The organism is Moritella sp. 24, assembly GCF_018219155.1.
Lineage (GTDB): Bacteria > Pseudomonadota > Gammaproteobacteria > Enterobacterales > Moritellaceae > Moritella.
In genome coordinates this window covers 3,964,846-3,980,307 of record NZ_CP056123.1, presented here as the reverse complement: position 1 = coordinate 3,980,307, position 15,462 = coordinate 3,964,846, and the positions used below count along the sequence as shown (strand labels likewise).

Here is a 15,462-nt window from a genome sequence, read left to right as displayed (position 1 = left end):
AAGACATGGATAAGCTAACCTTATTTGCATTAAAAAATAATCGATTTACTCAGTTATTATTAGTGCTGATCATTATTATCGGTAGTGCATCATTTTTTAATGCACCGAGTAAAGAAGACCCTGAAATATTAGTGAGAACAGCTGTTGTTGTTGCTCAGATCCCGGGTATGTCGCCAGAGCGTATCGAGCGTTTACTCACAAAACCAATAGAGCGTGAAGCCAAGCAGATACCCGAAGTCAGTGAATTAAAATCATTAGTACGAACAGGCTATACGCAGATTAAAGTCACTGTGGCTGATGAGCATTTTGATTTACAGCCTATTTGGGACAATCTACGTAACCGCATGAATGACCTGCAATCATCATTACCAGAGGGCACAATAGGCCCAATGGTTAATGATGAGTTTGGTCGCGTCGCTTCTGCAACGATAGCACTTTATGGTGATGATTATTCTCTGCGTGAGTTGGATCTTGTTGCTGAATCAATTCAAGATCGTATCAGTGCGCTATCGACTGTATCTCAAGTGGATATTTATGGTGTTCAAGATGAACGTATCTGGTTAGAACCGGATAGTGACGCCATGAGCCGATTAGGGGTGTCGCCGGGGCAACTTGTTGCGGCATTACAAAATCAAAATATTGTATTACCGGGTGGTAAAATAAATACGGGTAAGTTAGAGCTTACCATTGAACCCAGTGGTAATTTTGAAGCGCTATCTGATATTGAAAACTTAGTGATATTAGAGCCTGAAAGTGGCCAGAATGTTTACCTTGGTGATTTGCTCTCTGTACGTCGAGGTTATGTTGAACCCCAAAATACACCTGTGTATTACAACGGTAAACCAAGTGTAGTATTAGCTGTGTCTATGCTGTCTGGTATCACCAGTGATAGTTTTGGTGCTGATATTAACCAATTTGTTACTGCGGAACAGCAATCATTGCCTGCGGGCTTACAGTTTGAATTAGCGACCTTTCAGCCAGATAAAGTGGCGACGGCGATCTCTTCTGCAACTTCTAACTTATTTCAAACGGTAGCGATTGTGCTTGCGGTTGTGATGCTGTTTTTAGGGTTTAGAATGGGGATGATTGTTGGCACGATTGTACCGCTAACGATGATGCTGTCGTTTATCGGCATGCAAATATGGGATGTTTCATTACAACGCATGTCGATTGCAGCGATTATTGTGTCGCTTGGATTGCTTGTTGATAACGGTATTGTGATTGCTGAGAATATTAATACCCGTATTCTGCAAGGAATGAAACGTGAAGCAGCAGCGCTTGCTGCCAGTAAAACATTAGCGATCCCATTATTAACATCATCATTAACGACTATTCTCGCCTTTATGCCGTTGATGTTAGCGCAGGATGTGGCTGGTGAGTATTTACGCTCACTCTCTCAAGTTATTATTATCGCATTATTGTCTTCTTGGTTATTAAGCTTACTCGTTACCCCCCTGATGTGCGTGTGGTTCTTTTCTGCAAAAGCAACGAAACAAACCGCGATGCCAAGTTGGGTTATATGGGTAAATCAACGCTATGGCAGTGTATTAAAAGTATTACTTAATTATCGCGTTAGCTTTATGGCGATGATGTTGGTATTACTCGTCGTGGCTATGTATGGCTTTAAGTTTATTACCGTGCAGTTTATGCCGGGTTCAGAGCGTAATCAGTATTTAGTTTATTTGAATTTACCTGCGGGCACGCCAACAGCAGAAACGGATAAAGTAACGCAACGATTCTTGACGTGGTTGAATGACGAGAACGAAAACCCTGATGTAACGAGTCATATTACCTATATTGGTGATGGTGGCCCGCGTTTCTTCCTTGCGTTAGCACCGGTTGATCGCGCATCGAATAAGGCGTTTGTGGTAGTAAATACCCGTGATCTTGCATCTGCATTAGTGATGATTGAGAAAACTAATAATTATATTCAACAGCAATTACCAGAGGCGACAGGTCAAGCTAAGCGTATGTGGTTAGGTGGCAGTGAGCTAGGCCTTGTTGAATACAAACTGCAAGGCCCTGATGGTGAACTGTTACAGCAAAAAGCGGCACTACTGATGGCTGGGTTTGCTGAGATTAATGGTGTGGTCGGTATTACGAACGATTGGGAAAATAACATTCCTAAGATCCTCGTTGATGTTGATCAGGATCGTGCTCGTCGCGCTGGTATCAGCAGCCGTGATATTGCCTTATCATTAAATGGTTTCTTTGATGGTTATAAGGTGACTGATTTTCGTGATGGTGATCGTGTCATTCCTGTTTTATTAAGGGGTAACCAATCACGTAATGATTTTGACAAATTACGTAGTGTTGAAGTGACCTCGGGACAGAATGGAGTAACGGTTCCGTTAATTCAAGTCGCTGACTTTGGTGGTGAAAGTGAACCCGCGATTATTCGTCGTGAAGATCAACAACGTACCTTGGTCGTAAGTGCTAAACATCGTCAATTACAAGCGAGTGAGTTACACCAATTAATGCAACCGACATTAGCTCAGCTTAATTTGCCCGCTGGTTATCGATTACGTCTAGGTGGTGAGTTACGTGGTGCAGATGAAGCGAGTAGTGCATTATTTGCTTATATGCCCCATTGCTTTGCATTGATTGCGTTATTACTCGTGCTGCAATTGAACTCATTCCGTCGTCCTGCCGTTATTCTTATGACAATTCCGTTATCATTGATTGGCGCCGTGTTTGGTCTGACTGTGACAGGCGCTTTCTTCACTTTCCCTGCAATGTTGGGGATGTTCAGTTTAGCTGGGGTGATTATTAATAACGGTATTGTGCTTATCGATCAGATTGAAACGAACCGTAAAGCGAACATGTTAGTGAATGAAGCATTGATTGAAGCCGGAAAAGCACGCTTACGTCCTATTTTGATGACGACATTAACCACAATACTCGGCCTTATTCCTTTGGCTATCTGGGGTGGTGAATTCTGGTATTCAATGGCGATTGTGATGATTTTTGGTATGGCTGTAGGAACGGTATTAACGCTCGGTGTTGTACCTGTGCTGTATAGTTTATTTTACCGCTCACAAGATATTAAGCATCAAGCGAAGATGGTGACTAACCTGTAACGGGGTGTGAGTACATCATTAAATATTAACAATGCCTCATGCTAAAGATGAGGCATTGTTGTTTCTAAATACGTCTAATTTTAACGTGGTAGTGGCATCACTCGATTACGACCAAGGCGTTTTGCTTCATATAACTGTAAGTCGGCACGCGTTAAAATATCATGGCTGGTATCACGAGGTTTATTTTCGGTGACACCGATAGACACGGTTATATTATCAATAAGCTTACCCGAGCGTTTATCTCGAATACTCAGACGTTCAATAGCACGGCGAATCGATTCTGCATTCTGGCGTGCTATCGTGTAGTTTTTATTAGGTAAGATGAGCACGAACTCTTCGCCACCGTAGCGGAATACTTGTTCACCTTCCTGACAGCTATCAGAGATACGTTTCGCAATCGCTTTTAAGACTTGATCACCGAGTTGGTGGCCAAAGTCATCATTAAAGGTTTTGAAGTTATCGATATCGACCATCAATATTGAAAAACTACGATTTAAACTTGGGTTACTGCAAAAGGTTTCAATCTCTTTACTGAACACGCGGCGATTAAGTAAGCCTGTTAAGCTGTCATGCATGGCATCATGCTGTGTTTCTAACAAGGTTTCACGCAACTGTGCTATTTCTGCTTGTGCTTCGTGCAACTGACTTTTGAAATGGCGTGTTGATGAGCGTACATCATGAGATTCTTTGACCAATTCACGCACTGCGGATAATGTTTTTTCAATTGAAAATCCATCTTGTTCCACACCCGATAAATCGTTCAAGCATTTATTCAGCATACGATCAAATTCATTGGTATCATTAAGCGTATCGTGTAATGAGCTACTCAATTCATTGGTCATTGAATCAAGTTCGCTGCGTAACTGCGAAATCTCTTGTTCACGTTTATCAACAATGAAGCGTTGGTAAAGTTCTTCACTTGCGGCAGGTGTACACGTACCGTGTTGCGCTATTTTATCATCGAGATGTTTCTGTAATGCACTATTATTATCTGAAACGTAGTGATACCACAGCGCATAGTTTGTTGGCGTGGTCGGAATTTGATACTGGATCATCAGTGGCATGGCTTTTTTTAAGTATTGAGCGGATAAAGCAAAGAGTTTTTTCGACATGCACCATTCCATAAAGGTTTTTAACTAATGATTAATTTCGCTATTAAATCAAATTATGCGCCAAGTTACACGCTCTCTTTATTTGACTACCCCTATTAATCACTAAAAAGGCCTGAGTATATTGTGATAACACTCGTCGACAGTCATTGTCACTTAGATTTTACTGACTTTAATTCAGACTTAGTGGCAGTGCTAAAACGCGCACGAAGTAAAAGCGTTCAACATTTTCTGGTGCCGAGTATTGGCGCTGCCCATTGGCAGACTGTTTTAACATTAGCAAAGCAGCATGAGGGTGTTTATCCGGCGCTGGGTATTCACCCGTACTTTCTCGCAGACTTTGATGCGAGTCACTTGCAATTACTTGATGAATATTTAGCAACAGAAAAAGGTATTGTTGCTGTCGGGGAGTTTGGCTTAGATAAGGTTGTCGATTTCCCCTTTGAACAACAGGTTCACATTTGTAAGCAGCAATTATTGTTAGCTAAAAAATATAATTTACCGGTTATTTTGCATTGCCGTAAAGCGCATAACGAATTGATTCAATTATTGCAGCAGGTGAAATTATCTCGTGGCGGGGTTATTCATGGGTTTAGTGGCAGTTCGCAATTAGGGATGCAGTATATTAAGCTTGGGTTTAAATTAGGGATTGGCGGCGTGATTACCTATCCAAGAGCGGTAAAAACACGGCAAGCGGTGAGTGAACTTCCTTTATCGTCATTACTATTAGAAACAGATTCTCCTGATATGCCTATATATGGGTATCAAGGTCAGCGTAATGAACCTGCTAACATTGCAAAAGTGTTACATTCTTTGGGTGAATTACGAAAAGAACCGGAAGAACACATTGCAAAAATCAATTTGAGTACGTTTTTTGAGCAGTTTTTGGCAGGTATTGATTAAAATATAAAAAAAATGAACTTTTTCGCTACTTTTTTTAGAGGTCTGATCTCAAGCACTTAACAAGTGGCTAATAACAGTTATAATCGCGCCAATTGTTATAATCAATGATTAAATTGTGAATTTACTATTAATTACAATTCTATCTACTACTTTGATTATTATATCGAGAAACAAAAACGCTTCTGAAGCGAAAATGGAGATTATTCCTGATGAATTTTGTAATGGGTATTGTGGGCATTTTTGTCCTACTTGGTTTGGCTGTTCTGTTATCTGATAATAGAAAAGCAATTAACTTACGCACTGTTGGTGGCGCATTTGCTATCCAGGTTGCTGTTGGTGCTTTCATTTTATACTTCCCTCCGGGTAAAGAGTTACTACAAGGTCTCTCTACTGGTGTAGCAAACGTAATTGCTTACGGTAATGAAGGTATTCAATTCTTATTCGGTGACTTGGCAAAATTCAAAGTTGGTTTCATCTTTGCGATTAACGTATTACCAGTTATTGTTTTCTTCTCAGCACTGATCGCTGTTCTTTATTACTTAGGTGTAATGAGCGTAGTTATTAACTTTATCGGTGGTGGTTTACAGAAGCTATTAGGCACAAGCCGTGCTGAATCACTTTCTGCTACAGCAAATATTTTTGTTGGTCAAACTGAAGCACCGTTAGTTGTGCGTCCGTTTATTAAATCAATGACTAAATCAGAATTATTTGCCGTAATGGTAGGTGGTCTTGCTTCTATCGCTGGTTCAGTACTAGCGGGTTACGCTGGTCTTGGTATTAAGATTGAGTACTTAGTTGCTGCGTCATTCATGGCGGCACCGGGTGGTCTATTAATGGCTAAGATTATTAAGCCTGAAACGGACACGCCAAAAGTATCACTTGATGATCTTGAAGAAAATGATGATGAAAAGCCTGCAAACGTATTAGACGCTGCTGCCGCTGGTGCATCTTCAGGTATGATGTTAGCACTTAACGTTGGTGCAATGTTAATCGCATTCGTTGGTCTAATTGCATTAGCAAATGGTATCACGGGTGGTATTGGTGCTTGGTTCGATATGCCTGAACTAACAATCCAAATGATCTTAGGTTGGATCTTCTCACCACTTGCATTCATCATTGGTGTGCCATGGCACGAAGCGATTGCTGCTGGTAGTTTCATCGGTCAGAAATTAGTAGTGAATGAGTTTGTTGCTTTCCTAGATTTCGTTAATTACATTAAAAATAACGAGTTATCTGAGCATACACAAATCATCATCTCATTTGCATTATGTGGTTTTGCTAACTTCTCATCAATTGCAATCTTGCTTGGTGGTTTAGGTAGCTTAGCACCAACACGTCGTGCAGATATTGCTAGCATGGGTCTAAAAGCGGTTCTTGCTGCTTCTTTAGCTAACTTAATGAGTGCTGCATTAGCGGGCTTATTCTTAGGCTAATATACGATTATTTATAAACCGTGGTTATCACGGTTATAAAATAGCGAATGCCTCGAGGTTGTTTCATTACAGTCTGGAGGCATTTTTTTTGGCCGCAATTAATTTGAATTCTTCCTTTTAAACTTCTTCTTCGTTTAGTTTTTTCATTGTGCACTTTAAGCGTCTCGACTGTATTTTCTCGTTGTGAGAGGTTGGTCGGTTTTGACGATATTAATTACTTGATTTCCTTATTATGAAGAGTACCCTCAACTAGGTAATTAAAACTGATCGTACAAGATGTACTTTTGGTGTTTTTCGTTCAATACAACTGACTCTTTGGCCTTGGATTAAGGTAGCAGAGTAGTGGTATTAACGCGGTTATATGGATGTTAATTGATAGTCATATCAAGTCTTCACGGAACCAAGTCCGCATAGTTATTCTTAATGGATATTGCCTAAAGATAGTTATGTTGATAGTTAGATTAATTGTTGTATTCATCACCAATTTACCTGCAGTTAAACACTTCTTCATTAGAATCATTTCAGAATAGCTACCGCCAGTAATTAACATTAATTACTGTGATTTCACTATTGGTTTATAAATATTGGCTTATAAAAGTCAATAAAGTTTGGAGATGATTCTTGATGAATTTTGTAATGGGTATTGTAGGCGTTTTCGCGCTACTCGGTTTAGCGCTGCTATTATCGGATAACAGAAAAGCAATTAACTTACGCACCGTGGGTGGCGCATTCGCTATTCAGGTCATTATTGGCGCGTTCATTTTATATTTCCCTCCGGGTAAAGAGTTACTACAGAGCCTCTCTACTGGTGTCGCAAACGTCATTGCTTATGGTAATGAAGGTATTCAGTTCTTATTTGGTGACTTGGCGAGATTCAAAGTTGGTTTCATTTTTGCGATTAACGTATTGCCAGTTATTGTTTTCTTCTCTTCACTGATTGCCGTTCTTTATTATTTAGGTGTAATGAGCATCGTTATTAACTTTATCGGTGGTGGTTTACAGAAACTATTAGGCACAAGCCGTGCGGAATCACTTTCTGCCACAGCAAATATTTTTGTTGGTCAAACTGAAGCACCACTTGTTGTGCGTCCGTTTATTAAATCAATGACTAAATCAGAACTATTTGCCGTCATGGTAGGTGGTCTTGCTTCTATCGCTGGTTCAGTATTAGCGGGTTATGCTGGTCTTGGTATTAAGATTGAATATTTGGTTGCTGCGTCATTTATGGCTGCACCGGGTGGTCTATTAATGGCGAAGATTATTAAACCAGAAACAGAAACGCCAAAATTATCACTAGATGATCTTGAAGAGAACAATGATGACAAACCTGCAAACGTGCTAGATGCTGCAGCGTCAGGTGCATCTTCAGGTATGATGCTTGCGCTTAACGTCGGGGCAATGTTAATTGCATTCGTAGGTCTAATTGCATTAGCAAATGGTATCACGGGTGGTATCGGTGCTTGGTTCGATATGCCTGAGCTAACAATCCAAATGATCTTAGGTTGGATCTTCTCGCCACTTGCATTTGTAATTGGTGTGCCGTGGAATGAAGCGATTGCAGCGGGTAGTTTCATTGGTCAAAAACTAGTAGTGAATGAGTTTGTTGCTTTCCTCGATTTCGTTAATTACATTAAAAATAACGAATTATCTGAGCATACACAAATCATCATCTCATTTGCATTGTGTGGTTTCGCTAACTTCTCATCAATTGCGATCTTGCTTGGTGGTTTAGGTAGTCTTGCTCCTTCACGTCGTGCTGACATTGCAAGCATGGGTCTAAAAGCAGTACTTGCTGCGTCGTTAGCTAACTTAATGAGCGCAACATTAGCGGGTTTATTCTTAGGTTAATACGCTGCCATTTATATATCGTTGTTATTGCGATGGTAAAATAATGGATGCCTCGAGGTTGTTTAATAGGCAGTCTTGAGGCCTTTTTTTGAACGAGATAAATAAGTACTTTCATCACCTTATATTTAATAAATAGTAAGCTTACATAGCCATACATTTAATATGTTGTTTTATTGTCGTTTATTTGTTCATTGTGAGATGTGAGGCGGTTTTGAAGGTATTTATTACTTGATTTATTTACCACTTAGCGTAACTTTAGTTGCGTAGTTTAAACTGATAGTACATGAGGTACTTTCGGTGTTTTTCGTTAAATATTGCTTATTTTCACGCTAGAATTAAAGTGAACAATAAGTCGTATTAGCGCGGTTATATGGATGTTAATTGATAGTCATATCAAGTCTTCACGGAACCAAGTCCGCATAGTTATTCTTAATGGATATTTATCTTAAAGATAGTTATGTCGATAGTTAGATTAATGCTTACTGTAATATAGGTATTAATTCTTTATACGTCATCTATTTACCTTGGCTATCAAGCTTAGAGTAAACACATCTTTCGTTAAATAATTCCAGAATAACTACCATAGCAATGGCATTCAATTGCTATGATTTCCTATTGGTTTATAAAAAATTGACCAATAAAAATTGGTTTATAAGAATTTAACAAGTCCGGAGACTTAATATGAGTAACTTTAAAGTAGCAGCGCAACGTGCATTAAACATGATGGACCTAACGACACTTAATGATGACGATACAGATGCAAAAGTAATTGAACTGTGTCATAAAGCAAAAAGTGCCGCTGGTAACACTGCTGCTGTTTGTATTTACCCTCGTTTTGTTCCTATCGCACGTAAAACATTAAATGCAATTGGCGCTGAAACAGTAAAAATCGCAACAGTAACTAACTTCCCACACGGTAACGATGACGTTGCTATCGCAGTTGCAGAAACAAAAGCAGCTGTTGCATACGGTGCAGACGAAGTTGACGTGGTATTCCCATACCGTGCACTAATGGCTGGTAATGCAGAAGTTGGTTTTGAATTAGTTAAAGCATGTAAAGCAGCATGTCCTGCAAACGTGCAACTTAAAGTTATCGTTGAAACTGGCGAACTTAAAACTGAAGCATTAATCCGTCAAGCGAGTGAAATCTCAATTGATGCGGGTGCAGACTTTATTAAAACATCAACAGGTAAAGTGCCTGTTAATGCAACACTAGAATTCGCTAAGATCATGCTTACAGTGATCAGCGAGAAAAACACTGATGTTGGTTTCAAACCAGCTGGTGGCGTTAAAAATGCTGAACAAGCAGGCGAATACCTTGCATTAGCAGAATCAATCCTAGGCCAAGACTGGGTTTCTCCAGCAAAATTCCGTTTCGGTGCTTCAAGCCTACTAGCTAACTTATTAGCTGAACTTGAATTAGCTGAAAAACCTGCTGACAGCAGCGGTTACTAAGTATCTATTTCTCGGGTTCGATAAAGTAATATTTTATCTTAATGTGTTCTGTATTGATTAAGTTATAGGCCAGTGATTACTGGCTGACATAATCAATACAGTATGTGCTTATTCGATCCTGATTTTCGTATCTAAACTACGCTCTTTTCATTTTTTAAGAGTGGCTTTTTCCGATTCAAGGAGTAGATAGTTATGTTTATACCGCAAGAGATTATTCGTCGTAAACGTAATGGCGAAGTATTAAGTCGTGCTGAAATTGAATATTTTGTTAACGGAATTTCTGATAACAGCATTTCGGAAGGACAAATCGCAGCTTTTGCGATGGCGACTTATTTTAATGATATGAATATGGATGAGCGTATTGCGATCACATCTGCAATGCGTGATTCAGGTGATGTATTAAGTTGGGGTGAAATGCAACTTAATGGTCCAATCGTAGATAAGCATTCTACTGGTGGCGTTGGTGATGTTATTTCACTGATGCTTGGTCCAATGGTTGCGGCTTGTGGCGGTTTCGTACCGATGATTTCAGGTCGTGGCTTAGGTCATACTGGTGGCACGCTAGATAAGCTTGATGCGATCCCGGGTTACCAAACGACAGTTGATAACGCACAATTCCGTCAAGTAGTAAAAAACAGTGGTGTTGCGATTGTTGGTCAATCAGCAAATTTAGCGCCAGCTGATAAACGCTTTTATGGTATTCGTGATATTACCGCGACAGTAGAGTCTATTTCTCTGATCACCGCGTCTATTTTATCGAAGAAACTAGCGGCTGGTCTTGATGCATTAGTGATGGACGTTAAGTCTGGTAGCGGTGCATTCATGCCAACGCATGAGCAGTCTGTTGAATTAGCGAAAAGCATTGTATCAGTAGCGAACGGAGCGGGTTGTAAAACATCAGCTTTGATCACTGATATGAATCAAGTGCTAGCAAGTAGTGCTGGTAACGCAGTTGAAGTACGTGAAGCAGTTCGCTTCCTTACTGGTGAATACCGCAATCCGCGTTTGTTCGCAGTGACGATGGCGCTTTGTGTTGAAATGTTATTATCTGCCAACTTAGCTACAGATGCTGATGATGCGCGTAATAAACTACAAGCTGTATTAGACAACGGTAAAGCGGCTGAATTATTTGGCACTATGGTGACAGGTTTAGGCGGTCCAGCAGATTTTGTTGACAACTATGACCTACACTTACCAAAAACAGAGATTATTCGTCCAGTATTTGCGACCCAAAGCGGTTACTTAACTGAGATGGATACACGTGGTTTTGGTATGGCTGTTGTTGCTATGGGTGGTGGACGTCGTGTTGCGACAGATCAAATTGACTATGCAGTGGGTTTATCTGATATTGCGGCACTTGGTCAGCAGTTAGATACAGAAACACCTGTGGCGATGGTTCACGCGCGTAGTGAAGCACAATTTGATGCAGCACAAGCTGAGATCTTGAAGTCGATTCATATCGGTGACACGAAACCTGCAGCAAGCGCAGATGTTTACCAACAAATTCGACTTACTGATGTCTAATGTTTAGTGATGATTCATAATAGTTAGATATCGATAAATACAGTCAAGATAAATAGGTTATAACGATGAAACGTACAATTATATTAATGTTGGATTCATTGGGTATTGGTGCTTCTGCCGATGCTGATAAATTTGGTGACGTAGGTAGTAATACATTTGGTCACATCGCGCAGTGGTGTGCTGAAGGTAAAGCGGATGATGGTCGTGAAGGTCCATTACATATTCCTAACCTTACCAAATTAGGTCTAGCGCATGCATGTGCTGATAGCGTGGGTTCATTCCCTGCAGGCTTAGACGAGAACGCTGAAGTTGTTGGTGCATACGGTTACGCACAAGAGATCTCAAGTGGTAAAGACACGCCAAGTGGCCACTGGGAAATCGCAGGTGTACCTGTACTGTTTGATTGGGGTTACTTCTCTGATACAGAAAACAGCTTCCCTCAGGAGTTACTGGATCAATTAGTAGAACAAGCAGACTTACCTGGCTATTTAGGTAACTGTCACTCTTCTGGTACTGAGATCTTAGACCTGATGGGCGAGGAGCACATGGCTTCTGGCAAACCAATTTTCTATACTTCGGCAGACAGTGTATTCCAAATTGCTTGTCACGAAGAAAGCTTTGGTTTAGATCGCTTGCTTAAGTTGTGTGAATTAGCACGTGAATTATTAGAACCTTATAATATTGGTCGTGTTATTGCGCGTCCATTTATCGGTAATGATAAGAGTGATTTTGCACGTACGGGTAATCGTCGTGATTATTCATTGCTACCGCCAGCACCGACATTGCTTGACCGCATGGCGGAGTCAGGTGGTGAAGTTGTGAGTGTGGGTAAAATCGCTGATATCTATGCACAGCAAGGTATTACTAAGAAAGTGAAAGGCACAGGTCTTGAAGCTTTGTTTGATCAAACGCTAGAGCAAGTTAAGCAAGCGGGCGATCATACTATTGTATTCACTAACTTTGTTGATTTTGACTCATCTTGGGGTCATCGTCGCGATGTTGCTGGTTATGCTAAAGGGTTAGAGTATTTCGATACACGTTTACCTGAGTTACTGGCTATTTTAGATGAAGGTGATGTCGTGGTATTAACGGCTGATCACGGTTGCGATCCAACTGCACCGGGAACAGATCATACGCGTGAACATATCCCTGTCATTTTCTATGGTCATAATGTACCAAAGGGTCCACTGGGCTTACGTGATACATTTGCAGATATTGGTCAGTCAATTGCGGCTTACCATGGTCTACCAAAATTAGAATACGGCACGAGTTTTTTATAAATCGACTGAGTGATGACACTCGATTGATTATGTAAATGATTTTTAATGAATAACTCTTTTATAAATAATAATATCTAGCTACAGAATGCTGGGTATACACAAAACAAGAAGGTAAAAATAATGGCTACTCCACATATTAATGCAGAAAAAGGTGATTTCGCTGAAACGGTATTATTCCCAGGTGATCCGCTACGCGCTAAATACATTGCAGAAACATTTTTAGAAGACGTTAAACAAGTGAATGACGTGCGTAACATGTTAGGTTTCACTGGTACTTACAAAGGTACACGCATTTCTGTAATGGGTTCTGGTATGGGTATCCCATCTTGCTCTATCTATGCAAAAGAACTGATCACTGAATACGGTGTTAAAAACCTTATTCGTGTTGGTAGCTGTGGCGCAATCAGTACTGATGTTAAAGTTCGTGACGTTGTGATCGGCATGGGTGCTTGTACAGACTCTGCAGTAAACCGTGCACGTTTTGATGGTTATGATTTTGCAGCTATCGCATCATGGGAACTACTAAGCAAAGCAACTCGTGCTGCTAAAGCGGCTGGTATCGATGCTAAAGTGGGTAACATCTTCTCTGCTGACCTTTTCTACACGCCAAAACCAGAATTGTTTGATTCAATGGAAAAACTGGGTGTACTAGGTGTTGAAATGGAAGCGGCTGGTCTATACGGTGTTGCAGCTGAATTCGGCGCAAATGCACTTTGTATCTGTACTGTATCTGATCACATCCGTACGGGTGAAGTAACAACTGCTGAAGAACGTCAATTAACATTCAATGACATGATCATCATGGCATTAGAATCTGTAATTATCGAAGACTAATATTTAGTTTTAATGAAAATACCCGCCAATGTAAATTGGTGGGTATTTTTTTATCGGTAATTTGGTGTCAATGATGACTCCTTATACGTGTGATGATGAATGCTTGTATCAACTGCATCCAAGGTTTACACTTATCACACATTCCTTATTCCTTGTTAAAAGAGAACATAATGGCTGGTCCTCAGTTTATCTATTCGATGCACCGTGTTGGCAAAATTGTGCCACCGAAGCGTCAAATTCTTAAAGACATCTCGCTTAGTTTCTACCCTGGCGCTAAAATTGGCGTATTGGGTCTAAACGGCTCTGGTAAATCAAGCTTATTACGTATTATGGCTGGCGTAGATAAAGACTTCGAAGGTGAAGCGCGTCCACTTGCTGGTACTAAGATTGGTTACTTACCGCAAGAACCTGTATTGGATCTAGAAAAAACAGTACGTGAAGTTGTTGAAGAAGCAATTTCAGAACTGAAAGATGCAATGGCTGGTCTTGACCAAGTTTATGCTGATTATGCTGAACCTGATGCAGATTTTGACAAGCTTGCTAAGAAACAAGAAAAGTTTGAATCAATCATTCAAGCACACGATGGTCACAACATCGAGAACCAACTAGAGCGTGCTGCAGATGCATTACGCTTACCTGAATGGGACACTAAAATTAAAGTTCTATCGGGTGGTGAACGTCGTCGTGTTGCTATCTGTCGTTTGTTATTAGAAAAACCTGATATGTTACTACTAGACGAACCAACCAACCACTTGGATGCAGAGTCTGTGGCTTGGTTAGAGCGTTTCCTACATGATTATGAAGGTACTGTTGTTGCTATTACGCATGATAGATATTTCCTTGATAACGTAGCAGGCTGGATCTTAGAGCTTGACCGTGGTGAAGGTATTCCATGGGAAGGTAACTATTCTTCTTGGTTAGAGCAGAAAGATGCCCGTCTAGAGCAAGAAGCGTCACAAGAAAGCGCACGTAAAAAGTCGATTGAGAAAGAACTTGAATGGGTTCGCTCAAATCCAAAAGGTCGTCAAGCGAAAAGCAAAGCACGTATGGCGCGTTTTGAAGAGCTTAACCAATCGGATTATCAACGTCGTAACGAAACTAACGAACTGTTTATCCCACCGGGTGAGCGTTTAGGTGACAAAGTAATTGATGTTGAAAACCTAGGTAAAGCGTATGATGGTCGTGTATTAATTGACGATTTATCATTCTCTATGCCAAAAGGCGCAATCGTCGGTATTATCGGTCCCAATGGTGCAGGTAAATCAACACTATTCAAAATGCTAGATGGTAGCGAGTCTCCAGACTCTGGTACTGTTTCAGTCGGTGAATCAGTTAAGTTAGCAAGTGTTGATCAGTTCCGTGATCACATGAACGGCGATAACACAGTATGGCAAGAACTGTCAGACGGCTTAGATATTATCAAGGTCGGTAATACTGAAATGTCATCACGTGCTTATTGCAGCCGTTTTAACTTCAAAGGTACTGATCAGCAAAAACGTGTAGGTCAGTTATCGGGTGGTGAACGTGGTCGTTTACACCTTGCTAAACTGCTACAGTCTGGCGGTAACGTGATCCTACTGGATGAGCCAACCAATGACTTGGACATCGAGACATTACGTGCACTTGAAGAAGCAATTCTAGAGTTCCCTGGTTGTGCGATGGTTATTTCCCATGACCGTTGGTTCCTTGATCGTATTGCGACGCATATCCTTGATTACCGTGATGAAGGTAAAGTGAACTTCTACGAAGGTAACTACACGGATTACGAAGCATGGTTGAAGAAAACATTAGGCGCTGAAGCGGCTCAACCACACCGTATCAAGTACAAACGTATTAGCTAATTGTTCTTGTATCATTTAGCGTAATAAAATAAACGTTAATTAAGACTAAAAGCCTGTGATTCTGATATTACAGGCTTTTTTTTGCTTGTTTAATTCTTATGCTTAATGGCTTTGTCTTTAAATCACCATGTGGTTGCATGATTACGCTAGGAAAA

Annotated in this window: 10 protein-coding genes; 9 read left to right on the top strand and 1 reads right to left on the bottom strand. The window is 40.5% G+C overall.

Going from position 1 to position 15,462, the window contains the following annotated elements:
• Positions 1–5 precede the first annotated feature (5 nt).
• Entirely contained in the window at positions 6–3,080 is a 3,075-nt protein-coding gene (locus HWV00_RS17715; protein WP_211683501.1) for an efflux RND transporter permease subunit, read from the top strand.
• An 80-nt stretch (positions 3,081–3,160) separates the two neighbouring features.
• Here the strand turns inward: HWV00_RS17715 and HWV00_RS17710 are convergent, their stop codons facing one another.
• On the bottom strand, positions 3,161–4,192 hold the full coding sequence (locus tag HWV00_RS17710; protein WP_211683499.1) for a GGDEF domain-containing protein: 1,032 nt from the start codon (positions 4,190–4,192) through the stop codon (positions 3,161–3,163).
• Between the two features lie 123 nt (positions 4,193–4,315).
• Here HWV00_RS17710 and HWV00_RS17705 point away from each other — a divergent pair, with 123 nt between their 5' ends.
• The 8 genes from HWV00_RS17705 (at position 4,316) to ettA (ending at position 15,307) form a co-directional block, all read left to right on the top strand.
• A complete protein-coding gene (locus tag HWV00_RS17705; RefSeq protein ID WP_211683497.1) occupies positions 4,316–5,092 on the top strand; it encodes a TatD family hydrolase in 777 nt (258 codons plus the stop codon).
• A gap of 209 nt (positions 5,093–5,301) precedes the next feature.
• Positions 5,302–6,525: a NupC/NupG family nucleoside CNT transporter gene (locus HWV00_RS17700; RefSeq protein ID WP_211683495.1), complete on the top strand. Its 1,224-nt coding sequence runs from the start codon at positions 5,302–5,304 to the stop codon at positions 6,523–6,525.
• A 624-nt stretch (positions 6,526–7,149) separates the two neighbouring features.
• Positions 7,150–8,373, top strand: coding sequence for a NupC/NupG family nucleoside CNT transporter (locus tag HWV00_RS17695; RefSeq protein ID WP_211683493.1), 1,224 nt, complete (start codon positions 7,150–7,152; stop codon positions 8,371–8,373).
• Positions 8,374–9,054: 681 nt separating this feature from the next.
• Positions 9,055–9,828: a deoxyribose-phosphate aldolase gene (deoC, locus tag HWV00_RS17690; protein WP_211683491.1), complete on the top strand. Its 774-nt coding sequence runs from the start codon at positions 9,055–9,057 to the stop codon at positions 9,826–9,828.
• Positions 9,829–10,020: 192 nt separating this feature from the next.
• Complete coding sequence (gene deoA / locus HWV00_RS17685; protein WP_211683489.1) at positions 10,021–11,352, top strand: thymidine phosphorylase; 1,332 nt, start codon at positions 10,021–10,023, stop codon at positions 11,350–11,352.
• A gap of 65 nt (positions 11,353–11,417) precedes the next feature.
• Positions 11,418–12,632 (top strand): phosphopentomutase, encoded by a 1,215-nt coding sequence (locus tag HWV00_RS17680; RefSeq protein WP_211683487.1) that lies wholly within the window; start codon positions 11,418–11,420, stop codon positions 12,630–12,632.
• A 120-nt stretch (positions 12,633–12,752) separates the two neighbouring features.
• Positions 12,753–13,466, top strand: a complete 714-nt coding sequence (gene deoD, locus HWV00_RS17675) for a purine-nucleoside phosphorylase (protein ID WP_211683485.1) — start codon at positions 12,753–12,755, stop codon at positions 13,464–13,466.
• A gap of 170 nt (positions 13,467–13,636) precedes the next feature.
• The gene (gene ettA, locus HWV00_RS17670) at positions 13,637–15,307 is read left to right on the top strand and encodes an energy-dependent translational throttle protein EttA (protein ID WP_211683483.1); all 1,671 of its coding nucleotides are present in this window, start codon (positions 13,637–13,639) and stop codon (positions 15,305–15,307) included.
• Positions 15,308–15,462: the final 155 nt, after the last annotated feature.